Origin of the sequence: Paractinoplanes deccanensis (genome assembly GCF_016862115.1) — a bacterium.
Taxonomy (GTDB): Bacteria; Actinomycetota; Actinomycetes; order Mycobacteriales; family Micromonosporaceae; genus Actinoplanes; species Actinoplanes deccanensis.
The window spans coordinates 9,670-32,365 of the sequence record NZ_BOMI01000057.1; the positions used below are offsets into that span (position 1 = coordinate 9,670).

Consider the following 22,696-nt stretch of genomic DNA (forward strand, 5'->3'; position numbering starts at 1 on the left):
ATGTCGGCACCAACCATCGGGGTGAGTCTCCGGCCCGAGAGGGCATACGCGGCGGTGGTGCACGGCGCCACCGCCGTGCCGGTGGAGCCCGTCGCGCCGGCCCGCAACGACGCGGACGGGGTCATCGCGGCGGCGGTCGCCGAGGCGCGTCGGGCGGCCCCCCAGGGCGCCGACGCGGTGACCGTGGACATCGCGCCGGTGCTGCTCGACGCTCTGCTGCGCCCGGACAGCGAGATCCCGCCCGTGGCGGTGGTGCGCGTCGTGCCGCGCGCCGCCACCGACCCGGTGCTCGCCCAGTCGCCGGCCGCGGCGGTGGAGCGCCGGGTGGCCGGCCGCTGGACCGTCGGCGGCGGGCACGACCTGCTCGGCAACGAGCTGCGCCCGCTCGACCGGCCCGGGCTGGCCCGCATCGCCGCCGAGCTCGCCGCCACCGGCATCCGGCACGTGGCCGTGGTCGCCGCCGGGTCGCAGGCCCGCCCGGCGCACGAGCGCGAGGTGGCCGACGCGATCCAGGCCGCGGTGCCCGGCGCGCGCATCTCGGTGGCGAGCGACTACGGCGGGCAGGGGCTGACCGCCCGCGAGGCGACGGTGGTGCTCGACTGCGCGCTCACCCCGCTGGCCGAGCGGCTGCTCGACCGCTGCGAGCGCACCCTCGCGCGGCTGCCCGGAGACGTGCGCTTGCGGGTGGCCCGCGGCGACGGCGGCTACAGCACACCCTCGCGCATCCGCGTCACCCCGGTCATGGCGTTCGGCGCGACCGACGCGCTGGAGCTGTGCGGGGCCGCCCACCTGGCCGGCCTCGACGACTGCCGGGTCCTGCTCGACCGCGACGGCAGCCCGGCCGCGGGCGAGGTGCGGCACCGGCTCGCCGTCGTCCGCCTGGCCGAGCAGCCCCAGCTCGGCACCGAGCTGGTGGTGCCGACCGCCGCGCTGACGCCGGAGCCCCCGGGGTCGCGGGGCGGCGACGTGCCGGTGATCCGGGCCCCGCACGACCAGCGCCTGCTGGCCTGCGTCGGCGCGGCGATCGCCCGCCCGGCCTCGTGGCTCGACGAGGTGGCGTTCATCGAGTCGGCCGACGAGCTGGAGCGGGTCCGCCGCGACGCCGAGGAGCGCGCCACCGCCATGGTCATGGCCAACGGCGCCGCGCCGGGCACCACCCACATCGCCGAGATCTCCACGGTCGCCGTGCCGTACAGCCCGTCCGGGACGGTCCGGATTCGCGTGCGCGTGGCCGGCGCCCCCGACGACACCCCGGCCGGCCGATGAGCGGCACCGCCGGCTACCTCGGCGCGATGGCGTCGATCAGCGCCGAGGACGTGCCCGCCCTCTACGAGGGGGCCAAGTTCTACTCGCCAGCGGTCGGCGACGCCGGCCGCTCCTCGGTGACGTCGTGGCTGGCCGGGCTGCTGGAACGCAACGGGCCGGTGCCGTTGATGCGCGTCGAGTCGGTCGCGCCCGACACGCAGTGCGTCGCGGTGTGCGTGCTCGGCTCCGGCTCGGCGATGGCCGACCTGCCGCCCGCGGGCGACGAGTTCGTGCTCGCCGTACGCCAGATCGAGCGCCTCCAGAAGGTGCGGTTCGGCGCCGTCTACCCGCTGGCCGCAGCCACGATCAGCGCCCTGGTGCCGGTCGTGACGGCCGCCCAGCTGGGCGTGCCGCTGCTCGACGCGGACGGGATGGGCCGCACCTTCGCGCTGATCCACCACACCGCGATGCACCTGGCCGGGGTGTCGCCGACGCCGCTGGTGGCGGTCGGGCCCACCGGCGAGAGCGTGCTCGTCGAGGTGCTCTCCGGCCCGCGCGCCGATCGCATGCTGCGCGCCAACGTCGACACCGTGGGCGGCTGGGCGGCCCTCGCCGCGTACCCGGTCGATGCCGGAACCCTGCGCCGGGCCGCCCTGCCGGGGACGATGTCGCGGATCACCAACGTCGGCCGGGTGCTGCTGGAGACGACCGACCCGGAGGCGCTGGTGACCCGGCTCGGGGCGATCACCGGCTGCCGCCGCGTCGCGCGCGGGCGGATAGCCGAGCTCGAGCACCTGAGCCGGCAGAACGACGTCACCATCCCGGCCCACCCGTCCAGCCTGGTCGTGGAGGAGACCGGCGGGCTCGGCCGGCAGCTGCGCATCGAGCTGCGCAGCGAGATCGTCGCGGTCTTCGCCGACGGCGCGCTGATCGCGGGCGCGCCCGACCTGATGTGCCTGCTCGACGTCTCGCGCGGCGCGCTCGCCACCCTCGACAGCCTGGAGCCGGGCGACCTGATCGACGTGCTGGTCACCCCGGCCGACGCGGTCTGGTATTCGCCGGAGGGGATGGAGATGGTCGGCCTGGCCTCGCACGGGATCCCGCTCGAGCACCCGAGGCGCCGATGAGAGCGCGCCCGTCGACGTCGCCGATCACGCTGGGCGAGCTGGCCCGTATCCGGCCGCTCGCCGGCGCGGAGCTGCACCTCGCCGATCCGGCCCGCACGGTCGAGCAGGTGGTGCTGGCCGAGACCTTCGACCGGCTGCGCCACTGCCTGCCGCACGAGCTGGTGGTGCTGCACGACGAGGCGGCGACCGGCGGCTGGTCGCTGGCCGCCGCGCTGCACCTCGCCTGGGAGCGCAACCTGTCGGCGGTGGTCGTCTCGCGCACGGTGGCCGGCGCGTCCAGCGCGGCGCTCGCCGAGCGGCTCGCCATGTCGCTGATCGTCGTCGAGGACGACCCGATCGAGGTGGCCCTCCAGCTCGCCGGGCAGGTCAGCGCGCCCGCCGCGGCCCGCGCCCAGCGCCAGGCCCGCATCGCCGAGCTGCTCGCCGAGCAGACCGGCATCCGCGGCGTCCTCGGCGTGCTCAACCGGGAGTTGCAGGGCGTCCCGGTGGCCCTGGTGGTCGGCGAGGTGGTCGTGGCCGGTCAGGCCGCCGCCCTCGCCGAGCGGCCGCAGGCGCGCCAGATCGAGGTGGAGGTGCACGCGGCGGGGGAGCGGTCGGCGGCCCGGCTGGTCGCCGCGGCGCCGGTGCCCGGCCCGGCCGGGGTCGACCAGGTCGCCTCGCTGCTGCGGCTGGCCCGGCCGTCGCTGCAGGCCGCGTGGGCCCGCAGCCGGCTCGACGCGGCCGCCCGCGCGGCGCACGAGCAGGCGGCGTTCGGCCTGCTGCGCCGCCTCGGCGACGGCGAGGCGCCCAGCTGGACGGCGGAGCTGGGCTGGCAGGTGGGGCTGCACAACCGCGCGGTCTGGCTGGCGCCCGAGCGCCCCGAGGGCGAGCCGTCCGAGGAGGTCACCTACCTGATCCGGGCGTCCTGGCAGCGCGGGCACGGCGGCTGGCCGCTGATCGCCGAGGGCGACGGCTGGATCTCCTGGCACAGCGGGCCGGACGCGGACGACGTCGCGGCGCTGCGCCGGGCGCTGACCGGCTTCCGGGACTCGGCGGTCGCGCACCGGCTCGTGGTCGGTGTGGGCCGCGCGCACGAGGGCGTCGGCGGGCTGATGCGCTCGGTGGCCGAGGCCCGGCTCGCCGCGCACGTGGCCCGCGAGGCCGGCGCCGGGTCGGTGCAGTGGTTCGACCAGGTGGGCGCGGCCGCGGCGCTGGCCTGGCTGCCGACCACCGAGATCGCCCAGGTCGCCGACCTGACCCTGGCCGAGCTGATGGCCGCCAAGGACCGGGCGCCGCTGGTGCAGACCGTGCTCGCGGTGCTCGACGCGGGCGGATCGCTGAGCCAGGCGTCCAAGCAGCTCGGCGTGCACCGCAACACGGTGCTGGCCCGGCTCGCGCGGGCCCGGCAACTCGGCCTGACCTACGACGAGCCGGGCCAGCGCCTGGCCCTGCACGTGCTCTGCTACGCGCTCACGACGCTGTGGAGCCGATCCCGTAGCGGGAGCGAGCCGTCTCCGCCGTGATGTTGCGGTCGAGCACGTCGGCGCGGACGTCGTCGGCCGACCGCTCGGTCGGGTCGCCGTAGCCGCCCCCGCCGCCCGTGGCACACCGGACGACGTCGCCCTTCTTGATCTTCATGCCGTTGATCTTGAGGATGCGCCGCTCGTCCGGGCGGCCCGGGTTGATCACAACCTCGGGGCCGACCGCGTCCTCGCCGCCGAACAGCCCCCAGGCGGGCTGCCGCGACCGCTCGAACCACAGCGACACCGCCATGTCGGTCTGCGCCTCGTACTCGCGGATCACGCCGTTGCCGCCGCGCCACCGCCCGGCGCCGCCCGAGTCGGGCCGGATCCGGTACTCGGTGATCCGCCACGGGTAGCGGGTCTCGTGCACCTCGATCGGGATGTCCTTCAGCGAGCCGTTCACGTTGTTGATCAGCGCGCTCTCGCCGTCCGAGCCGTTCCAGGCGCCCCAGCCGCCGACGGTCGCCTCCAGGCTGACGAAGTCGCGGCTCACCCGCGGATCCGTACCGGAGCTCAAAATGATCATCGAGTCGCCGTGCGACGCGCCGGCCACCTGGCCGGGCAGCGCCGGCGCGAGCGCCCGGGCCACCATGTCGATCAGCAGGCCGAGGTGCGAGAAGTACCACTGGCAGGCCGCGGGTGACCGCGCGCCGAGGACGGACCCCTCGCGCACCTGGGTCGTCATCGAGCGGAACGAGCCGCCGTTGCCCGGCAGGTCGGGGCTGACCAACAGCTTGTAGCCGACCCGCAGGGCCGAGACGGCCTGCGAGACGCCGCAGTTGACCGGGCCCACGGTCTGGTCGGCCGACTCGGTGACGTCGAAGTCGATCTCCTCACCGGTCACGGTGATCCGCAACCGGATCGGGACCGGGGTGTCCAGGTCGACGCCGTCGTTGTCGAGCACGCCCTCGGCCGTGTAGACGCCGTCCGGGATCTTCGCGATCACCGCGCGCTCGAGCAGCTCGGTCTGGTGGAAGATCTCGTCGCGCGCGGCCTCGAGCGTGTCCAGGCCGAACCGCCGTACGATCTCCTGAAGCCTCCGCTCGCCCATCTGGATGCAGGCCATCATCGCGTGCATGTCGCCGGTGGTGGGGTAGGGGAAGCGCACGTTCGTGCCGATCGTGTCGATGACCGCGCGCTCCTCCACGCCGCCCGAGACGAGCTTCTGCGGGCCGAGCCGCAGCCCCTCCTGGAAGATGGAGATCGAGTCCATCGAGCCGCCGGGGTCCTTGGAGCCCACGTCGATCCAGTGCGCCCGGCTCGCGGTGAAGCCGACCAGCGTCCCGTCGACGAAGACCGGGCCGAAGATGGTGACGTCGTTGAGGTGCGTGCCGCCCAGGTAGCTGTCGTTGAGGATCCACACGTCGCCCGGCTGCCACACCTCGCGGCCGAAGCGCTCCTCGGTGGCGAGCGTGCACGTCTCCAGGTTGCCCAGGAAGATCGGCAGGCCGGCGGACTGGCCGAGCACCTGGTGGTTCGCGTCGAGCAGGGCCACCACGCAGTCGCCGCACTCGTAGATGATCGGGGTGTACGCCGAGCGGATCAGCGTGGCGTTCATGTCGTCGGCGGCCGCGTTGAGCGCGTTCCGGATGATCTCGACGGTGACCGGGTCGATCATGCGTTCTGGTCCTTCCTGATCACGAGCGAGCCGATGTCGTCGACGCTCACGCTGTAGCCGGGCGGTACGACAGTGGTGGCGGTGTCCTCGACGACCACCGCGGGACCGGTGAAGGTGTGGCCGACGAAGAGGTCGTCGCGCCGTGCCACGATCGCCTGCCGGGGCTCGCCGTCGAAGATCACTTCCCGGACGGCATGGGGGAACTCCGTGCTGGTCGCGGCGGGCCACTTCTGCGGCTCCGGCCTTCCGAGGTCTCCGAAGGCGGCGGTGCGCAGGGCGACGAACTCGATCGGCGCGCCCAGGTTGGCGTGGCCGTAGCGGGACTTGTGCAGGTCGGCGAAGCGCTGGGCGACGTTGGCGAGGAAGTCCTCGTCGTTCGGCTCGTCGGCGCTCGTCAGCGGCACGGTGAGCGTGTACTCCTGAGCGGCGTACCGGATGTCGACGGCGTGTGTCGCCGACCTCTGCTCGGCCGAGACCCCCTCGTGCGTCAACGCCGCCAGGCCGTCCGCCTCCATACGGGTCAGCCGCGCCGACATGTCGGACGTGTTCAGGTCCTGGTCGAGGAAGAAGTACGGCTCGGTCCAGTCCTGCCGGATGCGCGTCTGCAGCATGCCCCACGCCGAGAACGCGCCCGGGAAGCGCGGCACCACCGTCTCGGCGATGCCGAGCTCGCGGGCCAGGAAGACGGCGTGCATCGGCCCGGCCCCGCCGAAGGCGACCAGCGCCGAGTCGCGCGGCTCGATGCCCCGGGAGACCGTGATGGTCCGGATCGCCTGGGCCATCTTGGAGTTCGCGACGTCGCAGATGCCCTCGGCCATCGCCGTGGTGGTCATCCCGAAGACCTCGGCGAGCCCGTCCACCGCCGTCGACGCCGCCTCGGTGTCGAGCGTCATCTGCCCGCCGGCGAAGCCCTCCGGGTCGATGCGGCCCAGCACCAGGTTGGCGTCGGTGACGGTCGGCTCCGTGCCGCCGCGGCCGTAGCAGGCCGGTCCGGGCCGCGCTCCCGCCGACCGCGGGCCGACCCGCAGGCCGCCGGCCTCGGCCCAGGCCACCGAGCCGCCGCCCGCGCCGACGGTGTGGATGTTGACCACGCTCATCAGCATCGGCAGGCCCTCGAGCTGCGCCTCGGCCGACACGTCCGGCTCGCCGTCGACGATCAGCGACACGTCGAAGCTCGTGCCGCCCATGTCCACACCGATCAGATGGGGGCGGCCGGTCTGGCGGGACAGCTCGGCGCACGCGATCGCGCCGCCGACCGGCCCGGAGAGCAGCGTCTGCAGCGGGCGGCGGCGCGCCGACTCGGCGGTCAGGACGCCGCCCGACGACTGCATGACGTGCAGCGGCACCCGCAGGCCCCGGTCCGCCAGCCGCCCCTCCAGGTCGAGCAGGTAACGGCGGACGATCGGGCCCGTGTACGCCTCGACGACCGCCGACGACGTGCGCTCGTACTCCCGCCACTCCTTCGCCGCCTCGTGCGACACCGACACCGTGACGTCGTCGCCCAGCTCCTCGTGCAGGATCTCGCGGGCCCGCAGCTCGTGCGCCGGGTTCTTGTAGCTGAACAGGAACGCGATGGCGACGGCGCCCTCGACCCGCCGGGCGGCCGAGCGGACCGCGTCCTCGTCCAGGGGCACGAGCTCGGTGCCGTCGGCCGCGATGCGCCCGCCGATGCCGAGCACGTCGCGGCGCGGCACCAGCGGCTCCGGCTTGCGGTAGTGCAGGTCGTAGAGCCTGGTCCGCGGGCCACGCGCGATGTGGTAGCTGTCCTCCACGCCCGCGGTGCCCAGCAGCAGCACGGGCACGCCCCGGCGCTCCAGGAACGCGTTGAGGCCCTGCGTGGTCCCGTGCACCAGGAAGTCGATGCCGGCGGGCTCGTCCACCACCGCGCCGAGGCCGGCGAGCACGCCCTCGCTGAGGTTGCCCGGGGTGGTCGACGCCTTGGTGGCCGCGAACGTCCCGCTCTCCTGGTCGTACGTCACGACGTCGGTGAACGTGCCACCGATGTCCATCGCTACTCGATACCGCCCCATCTGTTCTCCCTCGATCGGTCCTCGCAAGCTAGGGGCGGGCGGTGCGGGGAAAGTGTGCGCGCTGCCCAGCGTTCCGCCGCCGCTGCGTGCTTCGCGCACGATCGCCCCCGCGGGCGGCTCTGAAGACTGCGGCCATGACTGTCTTCGCGAAGCGCGACCGCCGGGCCGAGATCGAGGCGGCCATCGATGCGGTGACCTCCTCGGGAACGGCCGATGACGCGGTCGCGCTGGCCCGGCTGCTGACCAGCGCCCCGCCGAACCTGCTCACCCCGGCGGCCGCCGCCTCCTGGGCGTCATCTCTTCCCGGGCTGACCGTCACCGTGCTCGACGCCGCCGAGTTCGGCGCGCTCTCGGCCATCGGCGGGGGCTCCCCGAACGGCCCCCAGATGGTCAGGCTCGACTATCTGCAGGGCCCGCCGCGGGTCGCCCTGGTCGGCAAGGGCATCACCTTCGACAGCGGCGGCCTGTCCCTGAAGTCCCCGGCCGCCATGCAGTCGATGCGGATGGACGTGGCCGGCGCCGCCACCGTGCTGGCCGTGATGGCGGCGCTGCCCGCGGCCGGTTGCCCGGTCCCGGTCACGGCCGTCCTGCCCTTCGCCGAGAACCTGCCCGGCCCGGGCGCGGCTCGCCCCGGCGACGTGGTCACGGCCTGGAACGGCACCGAGATCCAGATCCTGGACACCGACTTCGAGGGCCGGGTGATCCTGGCCGACGCCCTCGCCCTCGCCGCCTCCCTGTCGCCCGCCCTGCTGATCGACCTGGCCACGCTGACCTACCAGGCCGAGATCGCCCTGGGCCCGGAGATCGCCGCCGTCCTCGGCCGCGACGACGACGCCGTCGCCCGCTTCCTGGCCGCCGCGTCCCGCGCCGGCGAGCCGATGTGGCGGCTGCCCTACGACGAGCGCTACATCGACCAGGTCCGCACCCCGTACGGCGTGCGCAACCACCCGTTGCACGACTCCGGCCGTGCGATAACCGCCGCCCTGTTCCTGGGCGAGTTCGTCCCGCCGTCGATCCCGTGGGTCCACTGCGACATGACCGGCCCGGCCTGGAAGGGCGACGCCTCGGCCGACGGCGCCACCGGCTTCGGCGCCCGCACCCTGCTCTCCCTGCTCGCGTGACGGCTGTTACGCCCGTGACGAGGGGCACCCATTTGTTCATCGCGCTTTCGTGGTCCGCCGGAGGCCGACCGAATAGGTTGAGCTTGCAAGCAACGATGAGGGGGGACCATGGGTTTCATCACCACCAATGACGGCGTCGAGATCTTCTACAAGGACTGGGGCTCGGGTCAGCCGATCGTCTTCAGCCACGGGTGGCCGCTGTCGTCCGACGACTGGGACGCGCAGCTGATGTTCTTCCTTCGGCACGGCTACCGGGTCATCGCGCACGACCGCCGCGGGCACGGCCGCTCGACGCAGGTCGCCGACGGCCATGACATGGACCACTACGCGGACGACCTGGCCGCGCTGACCGCGCATCTCGACCTGCACGACGCGATCCACGTCGGGCACTCGACCGGTGGCGGCGAGGTCGCCCACTACATTGCCCGGCACGGCGAGTCGCGGGTCGCCAAGGGCGTCCTGATCAGCGCCGTTCCGCCGATCATGGTGCAGACCGAGGCCAACCCGGGCGGCCTGCCCAAGAGCGTGTTCGACGGCATCCAGGAGCAGGTGGCCACCAACCGCTCGGTGTTCTACCGCGACCTGCCGGCCACCGCGTTCTACGGCTTCAACCGGCCGGGCGTCGAGCCGATCGAGGCGATCATCCAGAACTGGTGGCGCCAGGGCATGATGGGCGGCGCGAAGGCCCACTACGACGGCGTTGTCGCGTTCTCGCAGACCGACTTCACCGAGGACCTCAAGAAGATCACGGTGCCGGTGCTGGTCATGCACGGCGACGACGACCAGGTCGTGCCGTACGCGGACTCGGGCCCGCTCTCGGCGAAGCTGCTGCAGAACGGCACGCTCAAGACGTACGCGGGCTTCCCGCACGGCATGCCCACCACCCAGGCCGACGTGATCAACGCCGACCTGCTGGAGTTCATCCGCTCCTGAGCCGGCCTATCGCGGCGGCCGGCGCGCGGTGAGGAGCACCATCCCGGTGGTCTCGTAACCGTCGCTGGTCGCCACGGAGTCGACCCGGTCGATCGCCAGCTCGTCCGTCAGCGGCGCGAAGACGTCCCGGACGATCGCCGAGTCGACCGGGTGGCCGGGCCACACCGGACCGTCGCCGATCCGGTAGCGGCCCATGTTCTCCATGAACGCGGCGACCAGCCACCCGCCCGGCCGCACCGAGCCCGCGAACGCCCGGCACAGCTCGCCGAACTCCGCCGGGCTCTCGGTCGCGCTCTCGGCCACGAAGTGCATCGAGGCCAGGTCGTACGAGCCGGGCGCCAGCTCGAAGGCGCCGCCGCGCCGCACGCGCACCCGGGCCAGGGCCTCGCCGAGGGTGCCCGGCAGGGCCGGCTGCAAGGCACGGCACCTCCGGTAGAAGACCTCCCAACTGGCATCCGCCCCGTCGCGCACCTGCCGTTGCAGGTAGGCGACGCTCGCCGCGCTCGGCTCCACGGCCTCGATCTCGCGGCTCACCGCGGCGGCCAGCATCAGCGGATACAGGTTGGGCCCGGCGCCCAGCTCCAGCGACCGTCCGAAGTGTCCCGCGGCGAACCGCCGGTAGAACGCCGAGTGGTGGACGAGCACCGCGTCGTCGTCCGGCTGCACGGCCCGATAGAGCTCGTCCACATAGTCGTCCACCGGCCACCGATCCCAGTCGGCGTCCCGGTTGCGCATCTCCATCGGCCGATCATCCGCCTCTTCCGCGGTTCGCGCAGAGCCGCCTCCGCGCTTCACGGAGGTGGCTCCGCGGGCACGATGCGGAGGGTGAGCCGCCGGCCCGCCCCGGCGAGGACGCCGGCGCCGGAGTCGAGCCTGCCCAGCCGGATCAGGCCCGGCGCGGGCACGGTCTGGCCGAGGTCGTCGTAGTAGAGGGCGATGACGCCGGTCGACGGCCAGTAGTAGATCTCGCCCGGTGCCGGGTCGTGGATCGGCGTCTCGCCGGCCGGGTCGAGCGGTTCCGGCAGCGGGCCCGATTTCGCCTGGCCCCACACGTCGCGGAGCGGGACGGTCAAGGGCAGCATCGCGGCGAGCCGGCGCGGCGGACAGCCACTGACGATGGGTGTACTCCCAGGGCATTCCACGGCTCGGCCACCCGTCGTACGGTCGGGGCGTGGACAACCGAGCGGAGGTGCGCGAGTTCCTCACCACCCGCCGCGCCAGGATCACGCCCGCGCAAGCCGGGCTGCCCGACTTCGGGCAGCGCCGGGTGAAAGGGCTGCGGCGCAGCGAGGTCGCGAGCCTGGCCGGGATGAGCGTCGAGTACTACGCCAAGCTCGAACGGGGCGCGCTGGCGGGCGCGTCGGCCGGGGGTGCTCGAGGCGCTCGCGCGGGCCCTGCGCCTCGACGACGCCGAGCGGGCCCACCTGCAGCGGCTCGCCCACGAGGCCGACGGCACCAGCGCCCTGGTGCGCCACCCGGTTCACCTTCCTCGACGGCGCCGCCCGCCGCTTCTATCCGGACTGGGAGCTGGCCGCCGACATGACGGTGGCCAACCTGCGCACCGCGGCCGGCAAGGACCCGCACGACCCGGAGCTGCGCGACCTGATCGCCGAGCTGCGCGCCCGCAGCGACGGCTTCCGCCGCCGCTGGGGAGCCCACGACGTCCGCGCGCACGGTACCGGCGTCAAACAGGTGCGCCATCCCGTGGTGGGCGAGCTCGAGCTCTCGTACCAGAGCCTGGACCTGCGCGACGCCCCCGGCCTGACGATGACCGTCTACACCGCCGAGCCGGGCTCGCTCTCCGCTGAGCGGCTCGCGATGTTGGACATCGCGGCTAGGCCGCCCGCGCGTGCGGCGTCGCGCGCAGGAACGCCTCCAGGCCGGCCAGGTCGTCCGTGTTGATGTGGTCGACGTCGGCGGCGACGAGCTCGCGCCACACGGCCTCGCGCGCCGGGCCGGCGGTGTCCGGGGTGGCCCAGAAGCGCACCCGCCGGCCGGCGGCGTGCGCGTCGCCGACGAACTGGCGCAGCTTCGCGCGTTCGGCGGCCGGCATCGGGCCCACGCCCTGCCAGGTGAACAGGTTGTTCCAGTTGTCGCTGATCAGCGGGATGAGGCTCGCCGGCGCGCCGGAGTCGAGGTCGGCGCTGCGGCCGTCGTAGAACGCGGAGCGCACCCGCTGCGCGGCTATCAGGTCGCGCGGGCGATCACCGCTGATCACGACCGTCACGGCACCGGTCGAGACACGGCCGTTGCGGTAGGTGGTGAGCATGCTCCGATAGGAGCGCAGCACCCGGTCGAGCTCGGTGTAGGTCGCCGCGCCGGTGTTCTTGATGTCGACGAGGAGCTGAAGGGACAGGCGGCTGCCCCGGTAGACCTGCCCGTGGTTGGCGCGCACCCGGCGCAGCAGCGGATCGAGGTAGAGGCTCTGCAGCGTACGGCCGGCAACGACGTCCTCCGGGTCGTGCGCGACCAGCAGCTCGCCGCCGACCAGGTAGATGTCGGCCTCCACGCTGGTGAACCCGTGCGACAGGGCGTCGGCCAGCGGGCGCTCGTGCTCGTAGTCGTTGTGGGCGTGGGCGCGCGGCAACGGGCGCACGCCGTGGCCGCCACCCGCCTGCGCGGCGGCGGGTGCGAGGGTGAGCAGCGCGCACACGGCGGCGACCAGGGTCAGAGCTCTGCGAGTCATGCGGCGAAACGTAACGGCCCATCGTGAATCGTCGATGACGTGCGCATGGTGACAGGCGTAACCCCGTTCGTTCCGAGCGGGGCCGGCGCGCCGGTGCCAGGATCGGGGGATGAACCAGGAGCAGCTGTCGAAGGTCGGGTCGGGCCGGGGTTTCCTCGCGGCGCTGGATCAGAGCGGCGGGAGCACCCCCAAGGCGCTGGAGCAGTACGGTGTGCCGGCGTCGGCGTGGTCGGACGACGACGAGATGTTCGACCTCATGCACGAGTTCCGGTCGCGGATCATCACGGCGCCGTCGTTCACCGGCGACCGGGTGCTCGCGGCGATCCTGTTCGAGCAGACCATGGACCGCGACGTCGACGGGGTGCCCACTCCCTCGTACCTCTGGGACCGCAAGCGGGTCGTGCCGTTCGTCAAGGTCGACGAGGGGCTGGCGGAGGAGCGCGACGGCGTACGCCTGATGAAGCCTTTCACCCGGCTCGACGGGCTGCTGGAGCGGGCCACGGGGCGCGGCGTCTTCGGCACCAAGATGCGCTCGTTCATCGCGCGGGCCGACAAGGGTGGCATCGCGGCCGTGCTCGACCAGCAGTTCGGCTATGCCGAGCGAATCCTCGCGGCCGGGCTCGTGCCGATCATCGAGCCGGAGGTGGACATCCACAGTGGTGACAAGGCCGCGGCCGAGGACCTGCTGCTGGAGGGCATCGTCGACCGGCTCGCGGGCGTGCCGGAGGGCCGCCAGGTGATGCTGAAGCTGTCGATCCCGAGCCGCGACGACTTCTACGCCGGGCTGATCGCCGACCCCAAGGTGCTGCGGGTGGTGGCCCTCTCCGGCGGCTACACGCAGCAGGAGGCCGACGAGCGGCTGGCCCGCAACCACGGGCTGATCGCCAGCTTCTCCCGCGCCCTCACCCAGGACCTGCGCCGCGACCAGAGCGACGCCGAGTTCGACGAGGTGCTGGCCAAGGCCATTGCCGCCATCTCCCGCGCGTCGGGCACCTGAGAGGAAGCCGCGCGGGAGATCATCCGTTGGTCGGCGTCGGCATCACCGTTTCGGATGATGTCGCCAAGAGTTCAGCGGAGCATCATGGTCCGGTCTGATCGAGAAAGTGTGACCATGTTCAAGACAGTTGCCGCCGACTCCCGCTCGGCCACCGCGCACGAGATCGCCGCCCTGCTCCGCGCCCAGTACGTGGCGAGCGGCGACCGCGCCTACCTGCACGCCGCCGCCATCGCCCTCGGCCAGTCGGCCCCGGGCAGCACCAGTGCGCCGGAGCCGCAGCCGGCCCGCTGAGGGCGACTCTAGCGGTCCGCCCGGACGGGCCGGGACAGCGTCGTGATGATCCGGTCGATCTCGGTGAGGGCGTACGAGGCGAGCCCGCGCTGTGCCTCCTCGGCCGCCGCGCCGGTCTCCTCGAGGTCGCCGAGGACCACGATGTTCTCGTCGTTGAGCGTGGCGGCGGGCGCCGTGTAGTTGAAGCTGCCGGCGATGACCAGCCGCTCGTCGATCACCATCAGCTTGTGGTGGACCTTGCGGACGCCGTTGCCGGGAGCGTTCTCGAACAGCTGCGCGCCCGCCTCGCGCAACGGCCGGGTGGCCGCCCACGCCTGGCTGCCCTGCGCCCGGTCGAGCACGCCGCGCACCGCGATGCCCGCGCGCAGCAGCCACGCCATGGTGTCGTCGATGCCGGACGACTGGGCGAAGGTGAACATCGCGAAGTCCACCCGCTGCCGGGCCTTGAGCATCTGCTTCATGATCTCCATCTCGGGGCCCTGGTGCGGCGCGAAGATGGGCTTGACCCGCAGCTGCCCGAGGCGGAACTCGGCCGGCCGGGGTTCCCGCCGCTCGCGCAGCTCGCCGAAGGTGCCGCTGCGCAGCCGTTCGAACTCGCGCTGGTAGAGCGCGGCGGCCGTGCGGCCGCGCAGCACGAGGACGTGGTTGAGGTTGTTGCCGGGCTTGGCCTGCCCGCCGGGCGGGTTGGTGCCGGTGTCGGTCAGCGTGAAGTTCGCCGAGCCGGTGAGGACCGCGGCGGTGGGCTCGCCCGGGTCGCGCACGATGAACTTCTGGTGGAAGATCTTCGGGTTGAGGTCGGTGATCAGGTCGACGCCGCCGCGCAGCAGGGCCGCGTGGATCACCCGGTTGACCTCGTTGTCGCCGGCCAGGCTCCACGGGTCGGCGGCGGGCGGGTCCTCCAGCAGGTAGTCGCCCTCGAGGACGATCTGCACGCGCACCTTCTGGGCCTTGGCGGCCAAGATCTCCTCGGCGATCGCGCGGGAGTCGAGCTCCTGTACGGCGATCAGCAGCGACGTCGTGGCGCCGCCGATGAACTCGCGGATGACCCTGTCCAGGTCGTCCGGCCCGCCGAGCGCGGGCGGCCCGGCGTAGAGCTCCACGTTTCCCAGGTCGATACCCATGCCGCCAGTGTTCTGGCGATCGTGAGCGGCCGCAGTCGCGTCGGTGACTGATGCGCCTATCGAGCACGGAAGGCGGCTCGGTAAGCCTCCGGGCCCACGCCGCGCGCGCGGCGGAAGTGGCGGCGCAGGGTGTCGACGCTGCCGAAGCCGCATCGGCGGGCGACCGAGGCGATCGTGCCGTCGGCCCGCTCCAGCAGCTGCTCGGCACGGCGCACGCGCTGCTCGCGCACCCACGCGGCGGGAGTCGCACCGGTGGACGCGGTGAAGTGGCGGATGAACGTGCGCGGCGACATCGCGGCGCGGGCGGCGAGCGCCCCCACCGACAGGTCGGCCTCCAGGTGATCGGCGGCCCAGTCGAGCAGCTCGGCCAGGCCAGGCCCGGCGTTCGGCGGCGTCACCGGGCGGCGGGAGAACTGCGCCTGGCCGCCGCTGCGGTGGGCCGGCACCACCATCTCGCGGGCCACCCGATTGGCGACGTCCGCGCCGTGCTCCCGGCGGATCAGGTGCAGGCACAGGTCGATGGCGGCCGACGCGCCCGCGCTGGTGGCGATCGGGCCGTCCACCACGTAGATGCGGTCGGGGTCGACGGTGACGGCCGGGAAGCGGGTGGCCAGCTCCTCCGCGTACTGCCAGTGGGTGGTCGCCGTCCGCCCGTCGAGCAGGCCGGTCGCGGCGAGCGTGAACGCGCCGGTGCACAGCGCCGCCACGGTCGCGCCCCGGCCGGCGGCCCGGTGCAGCTCCGCCACGAGCTCGGCGGAGGGCGGCGGCACGGGCGGGGCGGCGCCGGTGACGATGATCAGGCCGGCGCGGCGGAGCCGGTCGAGCCCCGCCGACGGCGTCACCAGGAAGCCGGTCGAGGTGCGCAGCGGGCCGGGCGCCGCGGCGCACACCTCGTACCGGTAGCGGGGCAGCTCCGGGTCGGCCCGCGGCAGCCCGAAGATCTCGCTGGCGATGCCGAGCTCGAACGCCGGCACCGGCTCGCCGACGACCACGGCGACCTCGTCCGTCATGCCCCTCAGGATGGCACGAACTGCGGCACGGATGGCAAATCTGCCACCTCGACGCGGGTACGGCAGAGCCATGAGCTTCGTCGGACCGCTGATGATCGTGTACGTCGTGTGGGGCTCCACCTATCTGGCGCAGAAGGTCGGGCTGGAGGGCGTGCCGCCGCTGACGATGAACGCCGTCCGCTTCCTGATCGCCGGGGCGCTGCTCTACGCGTACTGCCGGTATCGCCGCATGCCGCACCCGGACCGCCCGCAGTGGCACGCCGGCGCGATCCAGGGACTGCTGCTGCCGGCGGCGGGCACGGGTGGCGCGGCGTGGGCCGAGCAGTGGCTCTCCTCGGGCATCACGGCGCTGTTCCTGGCCAGCATCCCGCTCTGGATCGTGCTCGGCCGCCGCGTCGCCGACCACGAGCGGATCACCTGGCCGGTGGCCCTCGGCCTGGCCGCGGGGTTCGCCGGCGTGGCGACGCTGGCCCGGCCCCAGGGCGGCGGCGACGCGGTGGCGATCGCGGTCGCCCTCGCCGGGGCGCTGTGCTGGGGCCTCGGCACCGTCTACGCCGGGCACGCGCCCCGCCCCGCCTCGGCCCTGATGGCCAGCGCCGTCGAGATGCTCAGCGCGGGCGCCGTCCTGGCCGTGCTCTCCGGCCTCACCGGCGAATGGTCCCGCATCGACGTGACCGCCCGCGCGGCGCTGGCCGTGGGCTACCTGATCGTCTTCGGCAGCCTGGTCGCCTACACCGCGTACACCTGGCTGCTGGACCACGTCGCGCCCCGGATCGCCGGCACGTACGCCTTCGTGAACCCGGTGGTGGCCGTCCTGCTCGGCTGGTGGCTTCTCGGTGAGCCGCTGACCGCGCGCACGCTGCTCGCCACCGCCGTCATCGCCGTGGGCGTCGCCCTGATCGTGCTGGCCCCCGCCCCGCTCGACCAGGACGAGCGCGCCGCGGCGGGCGCGCGTACGGTGAACGACCGTGCGGGATGAACTGCCGGAGGACTGGCCGCGGCCGCCCAGGTCGGCGCGCAGGGTGCTGACCGCCGCCGGCCTGGTGGTGTTCGCCCTGCTCCTGGTGTTCGTCACGGTGGGCGCCGCCGCCGACGGGGACGCCGGGGCGGCGTTGCTCCTCGGGGCCGGCGCCGTCCTGCTCGCGCATGTCGCGGGGTTGTCGGTCAGCCTGCTCCGGCGTCCCCGCGCGGCGGTGGGCGGCCCGGCCGAGGGCGTCACCGATCAGGGCGAGAAGGGGCGCGCGTTCCGGTACTCGCGATGGCCCTACTACTGGTTGTCGGTGACGCTGGGCGCTGCCGTCGTCCTCGCCGCCGGATACGCGGTGCTGCTCGCGCTCGGCGGCACGACGGCCGGGTTCGTGGTGGCCGCGCTCCTCGGCGGCGTGGCGCTCTTTCTCGGGTGGTTCCTCGTCGTGCTGCTGCGGCTGGCGCCCGGCGTGATCGTCGTGACGCCGACCGGCGTCTATCACCGCTCGCTGGTCCTGGAGCACTTCGTGCCGTGGCACGCCGTGACCGGCGTCGAGGCGCAGGGGCCCGAGCCGCTGCTCGTGGTCAAGGCGATGCCCACCCCCGACATGCGGGTGCGCCGGCACACCGGGCGGCTCGGCGCCTTCGAGGGGCAGTTCCTGCCGTTCCTGGTCGCCCGCGCCTTCTGGCTCGGCGGCAACGCCGTCCCCGCCTACGAGGCCCTGCGCGAGCTCAGGCCGCCGCGGGCTGACGCTGCCTGAGCAGGTCGTCGATCGCCTCGGCGGGCAGCGGGCGGGCGAAGTGGAAGCCCTGCGCGTGCCGGTAGCCGAGCTGGTGCAGGCGCCGGGCCTGCTCCGCGGTCTCGACGCCCTCGGCCACTGTGCGCAGGCCCATCGTCTCGGCGATGCCGGTGAGGGCGGTGACGATGGCCTCCTGCTCGGGGGTGCCGCCGAGGCCGTCCACGAAGGACTTGTCGACCTTGATGGCGTCGACCGGGCAGGTGCGCAGCAGGCCCAGCGACGAGTGGCCGGTGCCGAAGTCGTCGAGGGCGATGCTGACGCCCAGCGCCGACAGGGCCTTGACCGTGGCCAGGGCGCGGCCGCCGCCGAAGACCGCCGTCTCGGTGATCTCGATGGTCAGCCGGGACGGGGGTACGCCGTGCCGGGACAGCGCGGCGGCGACCACGTCGGGCAGGGCCGGGTCGAGCAGCTGCCGCGCCGAGACGTTCACCGCGACCGAGCGCAGGCCGGGCCACGTCGCGGCCCGGGCGCAGGCGGTGTCGAGGATCCAGGCGCCCAGCTCGACGATGAGGCCGGTGTCCTCGGCCACCGGGATGAAGTCGGCGGGGGAGACGACCTCGCCGGTCGGGCGGCGCCAGCGCACCAGCGACTCGACGCCGTCGAGCTCGCCGCCGGGCAGCGCGACGACGGGCTGGTAGAGCAGGTGGAACTCGCCGTCCGTCAGGGCACGGCGCAGGTCGGCGGCGAGCGTCGCCCGCTGGCGCAGCTCGCACTCGAGGGAGGCGTCGTAGCGGACGACGCGGCCGCCGGCGGCCTCGCGCAGCGCGATCTCGGCGTCGCGGTAGGAGTCGCCGATGCCCACCGAGACGTCGACGATCATGTCGTGACCGGCGGCGCGCAGCGGCTCCGCGGTGGCGGCGACCAGCCGCGCGGCGAAGTCCGTCGCGCCCGGCAGGAGCACGCCGAACTCGTCGCCGCCGATCCGGGCCACCACCGCGCCGGGGCCGGCCAGCTCGGTGAGCCGCCCGGCGAACGCCACGAGCAGCGCGTCGCCCGCCTCGGGCCCGAGCCCGTCGTTGATGGCACGGAAGTCGCGCAGGTCGATCATCACCACGGTGTGGCCGGGCGCGACGGCCTCGGTGAAGTGCCGCCGGTTGTACAGGCCGGTGAGGTCGTCGTGGGCGGCCCGGTGCGCGACGGCGCCGAGCAGCCGCGCGTTCTCGGCGAGCGCCACGGCCTGCCGCGCCACCACGAGCAGCAGCAGGGCCACCGTGCCGGCCACCTGCGCGGTGCCGAGGTCGCCGGTGCGCACGTACACGGTCGCCAGAAGCACGCTGGTCAGGCCGGTGGCGACCAGCGGGACCGCGGTGCCGCGGCGGGACGACTGGTGCGACACCGCGGCGGGGCCCTCGGAGCGCGCGGCCAGCACGCCGAGCAGGCCCACGAACGGCAGCACCGCGGCGCTGCCGTTGAGGTGCGGCCACGGCAGCAGCAGGGTCATCAGCACCGTGGAGAGCGGCCCCGCGATGCCGACCGGGGCCAGCCACCACAGGGCGGCCCGTGGCACCGGGCTCTGCCCGGCAGACATGATCTTGACGACGACCACGATGCCGGCGACCGCGATCGCCATCATCGCGATGTTCAGCCACCAGGCGGAGCCGCTCACGCCGAACCGGTCGATGAACCAGCCCTGGTACGCGGACGCGCCGATCCCGGCGGTCACCGCCACCACGGCCACGTCGAGCACGGCCGTCGTCAGCCGGCTCCGGCTACGGCCGCCGCCCGGCAATCGGAGCAGGGCCGCGATGGCGAGGAGCGTGCCCACCACGTACAGCAGAAGGGTCCTCGCCCCGATCGGCGGCATGCCCGACCAGGTGGTCGTGGCGAGGTCGGCGACCTGGCTGACCGCGGCCAGCAACACCGCGGTCATGGCGACCATGACGCGGCGCCAGAACGTCCGCAGGGAGCCCTCGGCCGAGGCGGTGGCGCTGCGATAGGCCGCGACCGCCAGCGCGAGCCCGGAGACGGCCGGCACCCACACGAGGAGCCACGAGAACGCGACGTGGGTGCCGACCGCGATCAGCACGATCTCCGCCAGCGCCGCAGCGACCGCCAACGGCGTGTACCAGGCCCTGGGCATGGTGGCTCCTCCCCTCATGGGGGAGTGATCGGCGCCGGAGCGGCCGAGCTGAGCGAATCTCAGGCCGCGGCGCGCACGTCCGGCCCCGGCTCCGGCCTCGGCGGCGCCTCGGGCCCGGCCTTGGCGTCGATGAACTCGTGCAGGCGCTGCCACTCGGTCTCGAGCACGGCGCCGTACGCCCGGGCCTCGTCGACCAGGTCGCGAGCCCGCGCGTAGTCACCGGCACCGAACGCGGCACTCGCCGCGGCGTTGGCCTGCCGTCCCTGCTCCCGGCGTATCTCGTTCCACTCCGCCGCGCTGCGGGCGGGCCCGGCCGGCGCCTTCTGGCGCTTCAGCCAGGCGAGCTCCTCCTCGCTCGCCTTCGTGATGCGCCCCACGTACGAGGGCCCCCACTGCTCCAGCGCCAGCAGCAGTTGCCGCTGCCGGATCGCCGCCCGCCGCCGGTCCAGGTCGTCCGCGTTCATCGTTCCCCCCTGAAGATCATCAAGGGGATCCATTTCCCCGGCCGCCGCGCGACTAACCGTGCCGTGCGACACGACCCGGTAACGGTCCGCCTGCCCGTACGGGATTTAAGGTTCTTTAATGTGCGGCGCTCATCCGGGGCCGTCGATCACCCCGTAGTTGTCGATCGAGAGAGCCCGACAGCTTCCGAGGAGCGATGCGATGTACCGGACCCGCCGCAGCACGATGTCCCCGACGACCCGCAAGGTGGTGCTCGGCGCGTCCGCCGTGGTGCTCGCGGGCGGCGCGTTCGCCGTCGGCACCGGGCTGAGCAGCGCGGGGGAGAACTGCGCCGGGCTGGACCAGGCGCTGCGGCAGAACCTTCAGTTCATCGCCGGGCAGCGGGCGGCGCCGGACGCGCAGTCGCAGGCGCGCATCGCCAACCGGCAGGCCGTCGTCGACCTGATCAACCAGCGGCGTCAGGTGGCGGGGTGCGACGCCGACGTGGCCGCCGAGGTTCCCGCGGCAGCGCCGGCAAATCCGGCGAAGCCGACGACGGCGGCCCCCGCGGCCCCGCCGGCCGCCGGGGCCGGCGAGGTCGTCTGCAAGGGCTCGACCGTCACGCTCTCCGGCGAGGCCGGGGCGCCGTTCGCGTCGAGCGGCACCTTCCCGATCGGCACGACCCTCAAGGTGACCAACCTCGACAACAACAAGAGCATCACCGTCAAGGTCGAGACCACGTCGGGCAGCTGCGTCCTGCTCAACAACGCCGCCTTCGAGCAGATCCGCGAGCCCGGCAAGTTCCTCGTCCGCCGGGCCGTGATCGAGCGCGTCGGCTAGTTACTTGCCGAGGTCCTTCAGGTCGACGACGTCGGCGGCGGCCGGCACCTTGAGATCGGCGAACGTCTCGCCGTACTCGGTGAACGCCAGGCTGCCGTCGGCGGCAGTCGGGCCGTCCAGGCGCAGCGGGTAGGGCTCGCCCTCGGTCGCGACGTAGAGGACGCCGCCGTCCTTGCCGTCCGCCGAGTCGGTCAGCGCGATGGCCTTCTTGCCGTCGACCTGCTTCGTCTCGCCCTTGGCGACGGTGCCCTCGTTCTTCAGGGCGTCCTCGATGTTCGTGATGCTGAACATGTCGGCCGAGCTCGTGTCGGACGGGTCGACCTTGACCCAGCGGTCGCCGATGGCCTTCGCCACGGTCTTGCCCTCGGCGCCCTGCGCGGTCCAGAAGGCCGGGTCCGGCCGGAAGAAGCGCTGCTGGCCCACCGCGAGCAGTTCGATCTTGCCGTCCTTCGTCGTGACGTGGCCCACGACGTCCTCACCGGCGATCTTGAGGTCGATGGTGGTCTTGTCGCCCTCCTCGACCATGCTGCCCGCGACGTGGTAGGACTTGGCGTCCTTGAGCGCGGCCCGCGCCTTGTCGAGGATCTCCTGCCCGGTGAGCGCCTCGACCCCGTTGCCGGTGCTGGTCGACGACGCCGCGGCCGGGCTGTCCTTGGCGTCGCTGTCGCCGTTGCCGCCGCAGCCGCTCAGTGCCACTGCCGACGCAAGCACGATCGCGGTGCCCGTTATCGATCCGATCTTCATGATCGTCATCCCCGTTTCTCAGCCATTTCTCAGCGGCGACCAAGATAGCCGGGCCTGACGCCGGGTGCCGCATCGCCCTACGCTGGCCGGCATGCGGATACTGGTCGTGTCGGCTCCACTACTCGGTCATGTCTTTCCCCTTGTCCCGCTGGCCCGGGTGCTGCGCGACGCCGGCCACGACGTGCTCGTCGCGACGGCCGGTGACGCGCTCGCCGTCGGCCAGGCCGGGCTCGCCGTGCACGACGTGGCGCCCGGCTTGCGCTTCGGCCCGGTGGCGGCCCGGGTCGCGCTGCGGCACCCACTGCTCGCCCGCTCGGAGATGGCCGGCCGCGCCGGCACCCGGATGGTGGGCAAGCTCTTCGCGGCGGTGAACGAGCGGATGGCCCGCGGCCTGGCCGAGGCTACCGCACGCCATCAACCCGCTCTGGTCGTCCACGAGCCGCTCGCCGTGCCGCCGCGCGGTGTCCCCGCGGTGCTGCACGAGAACTCGCTGTACGACGGCCCGGCACTGGTGTCGGCGGTCGATCCGCAGGCACCGCCCCCGGCCGCGATCATCAGCATCGCGCCGCCCAGCGTCCTGCCGGGCCGTTCCGGGTTGCCGATGCGGGCGGTCCCGTACGCGGGGGAGGGCGCCCCGCCACCGGAGCTGACCGCGCCGCCGCGCCGCGCCCGCGTGCTCGTCAGCCGCAGCACCGTGCCGGGGCCCGGCCGCGACCGGCTGATGCGAACCGTCGTGGCCGCGGCCGCCGAGGTCGACGCCGACTTCGTCCTGCTGCGCCCCGACGTCCGCGGGCCCCTGCCGGCGAACGTGACCGCGACCGGCTGGGCGCCGATCCCGGACGTGCTCGCCCAGTGCGCCGGCATCGTGCACCACGGCGGCGCCGGGACCACCCTCGCCGCCCTGCACGCGGGCGTCCCGCAGCTGGTCACGAACGGCCCCGGCGACCGCCGCCACAACGCCGGCCTGGTGGCACGGCGCGGCGCCGGCCTGGCCCTGGACGAGCGTGACATCACCCCGGCCGCCCTCACCCGGCTGATCACCGATGGTTCGTTGGCCAAGGCCGCGGCCGAGGTTCGCGACGAGATGGCGGCCATGCCCGGGCCGGAGACGGTCGTCGAAGTGCTGGCGCGGCTTGGCTAGCCT

General features: G+C 73.7%; 22 protein-coding genes. 12 read left to right on the forward strand and 10 right to left on the reverse strand.

Annotated features, from left to right (window positions below; genetic code table 11):
* Genes Ade02nite_RS14790 through Ade02nite_RS14800 form a run of 3 tightly spaced genes read left to right on the forward strand, consistent with a single transcriptional unit; the run spans window position 1 to window position 3,874 of the window.
* Window positions 1-1,266 (forward strand): hydantoinase/oxoprolinase N-terminal domain-containing protein, encoded by a 1,266-nt coding sequence (locus Ade02nite_RS14790; protein WP_203762387.1) that lies wholly within the window; start codon window positions 1-3, stop codon window positions 1,264-1,266.
* Entirely contained in the window at window positions 1,263-2,372 is a 1,110-nt protein-coding gene (locus Ade02nite_RS14795) for an S-methyl thiohydantoin desulfurase family protein (RefSeq protein WP_203762389.1), read from the forward strand. Before Ade02nite_RS14790 ends, Ade02nite_RS14795 begins: the two co-directional genes overlap by 4 nt.
* Window positions 2,369-3,874 (forward strand): PucR family transcriptional regulator, encoded by a 1,506-nt coding sequence (locus Ade02nite_RS14800; RefSeq protein ID WP_203762392.1) that lies wholly within the window; start codon window positions 2,369-2,371, stop codon window positions 3,872-3,874. Before Ade02nite_RS14795 ends, Ade02nite_RS14800 begins: the two co-directional genes overlap by 4 nt.
* Here the strand turns inward: Ade02nite_RS14800 and Ade02nite_RS14805 are convergent.
* Together Ade02nite_RS14805 and Ade02nite_RS14810 are read right to left on the reverse strand one after the other, a co-directional pair.
* Complete coding sequence (locus tag Ade02nite_RS14805; RefSeq protein ID WP_203762395.1) at window positions 3,822-5,492, reverse strand: hydantoinase B/oxoprolinase family protein; 1,671 nt, start codon at window positions 5,490-5,492, stop codon at window positions 3,822-3,824. The genes Ade02nite_RS14800 and Ade02nite_RS14805 overlap by 53 nt on opposite strands.
* Window positions 5,489-7,522, reverse strand: coding sequence for a hydantoinase/oxoprolinase family protein (locus Ade02nite_RS14810; protein ID WP_239168760.1), 2,034 nt, complete (start codon window positions 7,520-7,522; stop codon window positions 5,489-5,491). Before Ade02nite_RS14810 ends, Ade02nite_RS14805 begins: the two co-directional genes overlap by 4 nt.
* Window positions 7,523-7,656: 134 nt before the next feature.
* Here Ade02nite_RS14810 and Ade02nite_RS14815 point away from each other — a divergent pair, with 134 nt between their 5' ends.
* Window positions 7,657-8,643 carry a M17 family metallopeptidase gene (locus Ade02nite_RS14815; protein ID WP_203762398.1) on the forward strand — a complete coding sequence of 329 codons (987 nt, stop codon included), beginning with the start codon at window positions 7,657-7,659 and terminating at the stop codon, window positions 8,641-8,643.
* A 108-nt stretch (window positions 8,644-8,751) separates the two neighbouring features.
* Window positions 8,752-9,576 carry an alpha/beta fold hydrolase gene (locus Ade02nite_RS14820; protein WP_203762401.1) on the forward strand — a complete coding sequence of 275 codons (825 nt, stop codon included), beginning with the start codon at window positions 8,752-8,754 and terminating at the stop codon, window positions 9,574-9,576.
* A 6-nt stretch (window positions 9,577-9,582) separates the two neighbouring features.
* Here Ade02nite_RS14820 and Ade02nite_RS14825 read toward each other — a convergent pair whose 3' ends face one another.
* Window positions 9,583-10,317 (reverse strand): class I SAM-dependent methyltransferase, encoded by a 735-nt coding sequence (locus tag Ade02nite_RS14825; protein WP_203762404.1) that lies wholly within the window; start codon window positions 10,315-10,317, stop codon window positions 9,583-9,585.
* A gap of 50 nt (window positions 10,318-10,367) precedes the next feature.
* The gene (locus tag Ade02nite_RS14830) at window positions 10,368-10,718 is read right to left on the reverse strand and encodes a cyclophilin-like fold protein (RefSeq protein WP_275409910.1); all 351 of its coding nucleotides are present in this window, start codon (window positions 10,716-10,718) and stop codon (window positions 10,368-10,370) included.
* Between Ade02nite_RS14830 and Ade02nite_RS14835 the strand changes: the two genes are divergently transcribed.
* The gene (locus Ade02nite_RS14835; protein ID WP_239168761.1) at window positions 10,693-11,478 is read left to right on the forward strand and encodes an MmyB family transcriptional regulator; all 786 of its coding nucleotides are present in this window, start codon (window positions 10,693-10,695) and stop codon (window positions 11,476-11,478) included. The two genes, Ade02nite_RS14830 and Ade02nite_RS14835, sit on opposite strands and share 26 nt — an antisense overlap.
* Here the strand turns inward: Ade02nite_RS14835 and Ade02nite_RS14840 are convergent.
* A complete protein-coding gene (locus Ade02nite_RS14840; RefSeq protein WP_203762410.1) occupies window positions 11,411-12,262 on the reverse strand; it encodes a phosphatidylinositol-specific phospholipase C/glycerophosphodiester phosphodiesterase family protein in 852 nt (283 codons plus the stop codon). The genes Ade02nite_RS14835 and Ade02nite_RS14840 overlap by 68 nt on opposite strands.
* A 109-nt stretch (window positions 12,263-12,371) precedes the next feature.
* Here Ade02nite_RS14840 and Ade02nite_RS14845 point away from each other — a divergent pair, with 109 nt between their 5' ends.
* Together Ade02nite_RS14845 and Ade02nite_RS14850 are read left to right on the forward strand one after the other, a co-directional pair.
* Window positions 12,372-13,259, forward strand: a complete 888-nt coding sequence (locus tag Ade02nite_RS14845; RefSeq protein ID WP_203762413.1) for a fructose bisphosphate aldolase — start codon at window positions 12,372-12,374, stop codon at window positions 13,257-13,259.
* Window positions 13,260-13,373: 114 nt separating this feature from the next.
* Entirely contained in the window at window positions 13,374-13,550 is a 177-nt protein-coding gene (locus Ade02nite_RS14850) for a hypothetical protein (RefSeq protein WP_203762415.1), read from the forward strand.
* An 8-nt stretch (window positions 13,551-13,558) separates the two neighbouring features.
* On the opposite strand, the gene Ade02nite_RS14855 is transcribed toward Ade02nite_RS14850, so the two are convergent.
* On the reverse strand, window positions 13,559-14,671 hold the full coding sequence (locus Ade02nite_RS14855) for a phospholipase D-like domain-containing protein (protein ID WP_203762417.1): 1,113 nt from the start codon (window positions 14,669-14,671) through the stop codon (window positions 13,559-13,561).
* A 56-nt stretch (window positions 14,672-14,727) separates the two neighbouring features.
* The gene (locus Ade02nite_RS14860; protein ID WP_203762419.1) at window positions 14,728-15,681 is read right to left on the reverse strand and encodes a GlxA family transcriptional regulator; all 954 of its coding nucleotides are present in this window, start codon (window positions 15,679-15,681) and stop codon (window positions 14,728-14,730) included.
* Between the two features lie 70 nt (window positions 15,682-15,751).
* On the opposite strand from Ade02nite_RS14860, the gene Ade02nite_RS14865 reads away from it, so the two are divergent.
* Both Ade02nite_RS14865 and Ade02nite_RS14870 read left to right on the forward strand, forming a co-directional pair.
* Complete coding sequence (locus tag Ade02nite_RS14865; protein ID WP_203762421.1) at window positions 15,752-16,660, forward strand: EamA family transporter; 909 nt, start codon at window positions 15,752-15,754, stop codon at window positions 16,658-16,660.
* Window positions 16,650-17,408, forward strand: coding sequence for a hypothetical protein (locus Ade02nite_RS14870; protein WP_203762423.1), 759 nt, complete (start codon window positions 16,650-16,652; stop codon window positions 17,406-17,408). Before Ade02nite_RS14865 ends, Ade02nite_RS14870 begins: the two co-directional genes overlap by 11 nt.
* Here Ade02nite_RS14870 and Ade02nite_RS14875 read toward each other — a convergent pair.
* Window positions 17,380-19,527 (reverse strand): putative bifunctional diguanylate cyclase/phosphodiesterase, encoded by a 2,148-nt coding sequence (locus Ade02nite_RS14875; protein WP_203762425.1) that lies wholly within the window; start codon window positions 19,525-19,527, stop codon window positions 17,380-17,382. The genes Ade02nite_RS14870 and Ade02nite_RS14875 overlap by 29 nt on opposite strands.
* A gap of 59 nt (window positions 19,528-19,586) precedes the next feature.
* On the reverse strand, window positions 19,587-19,991 hold the full coding sequence (locus Ade02nite_RS14880; RefSeq protein ID WP_203762428.1) for a hypothetical protein: 405 nt from the start codon (window positions 19,989-19,991) through the stop codon (window positions 19,587-19,589).
* A 199-nt stretch (window positions 19,992-20,190) separates the two neighbouring features.
* Here Ade02nite_RS14880 and Ade02nite_RS14885 point away from each other — a divergent pair, with 199 nt between their 5' ends.
* Window positions 20,191-20,808, forward strand: a complete 618-nt coding sequence (locus tag Ade02nite_RS14885) for an SCO2207 family protein (protein ID WP_203762431.1) — start codon at window positions 20,191-20,193, stop codon at window positions 20,806-20,808.
* On the opposite strand, the gene Ade02nite_RS14890 is transcribed toward Ade02nite_RS14885, so the two are convergent.
* The gene (locus Ade02nite_RS14890) at window positions 20,809-21,552 is read right to left on the reverse strand and encodes a hypothetical protein (protein ID WP_203762434.1); all 744 of its coding nucleotides are present in this window, start codon (window positions 21,550-21,552) and stop codon (window positions 20,809-20,811) included.
* A gap of 91 nt (window positions 21,553-21,643) precedes the next feature.
* On the opposite strand from Ade02nite_RS14890, the gene Ade02nite_RS14895 reads away from it, so the two are divergent.
* The gene (locus Ade02nite_RS14895) at window positions 21,644-22,693 is read left to right on the forward strand and encodes a glycosyltransferase (RefSeq protein ID WP_203762437.1); all 1,050 of its coding nucleotides are present in this window, start codon (window positions 21,644-21,646) and stop codon (window positions 22,691-22,693) included.
* Window positions 22,694-22,696 lie beyond the last annotated feature (3 nt).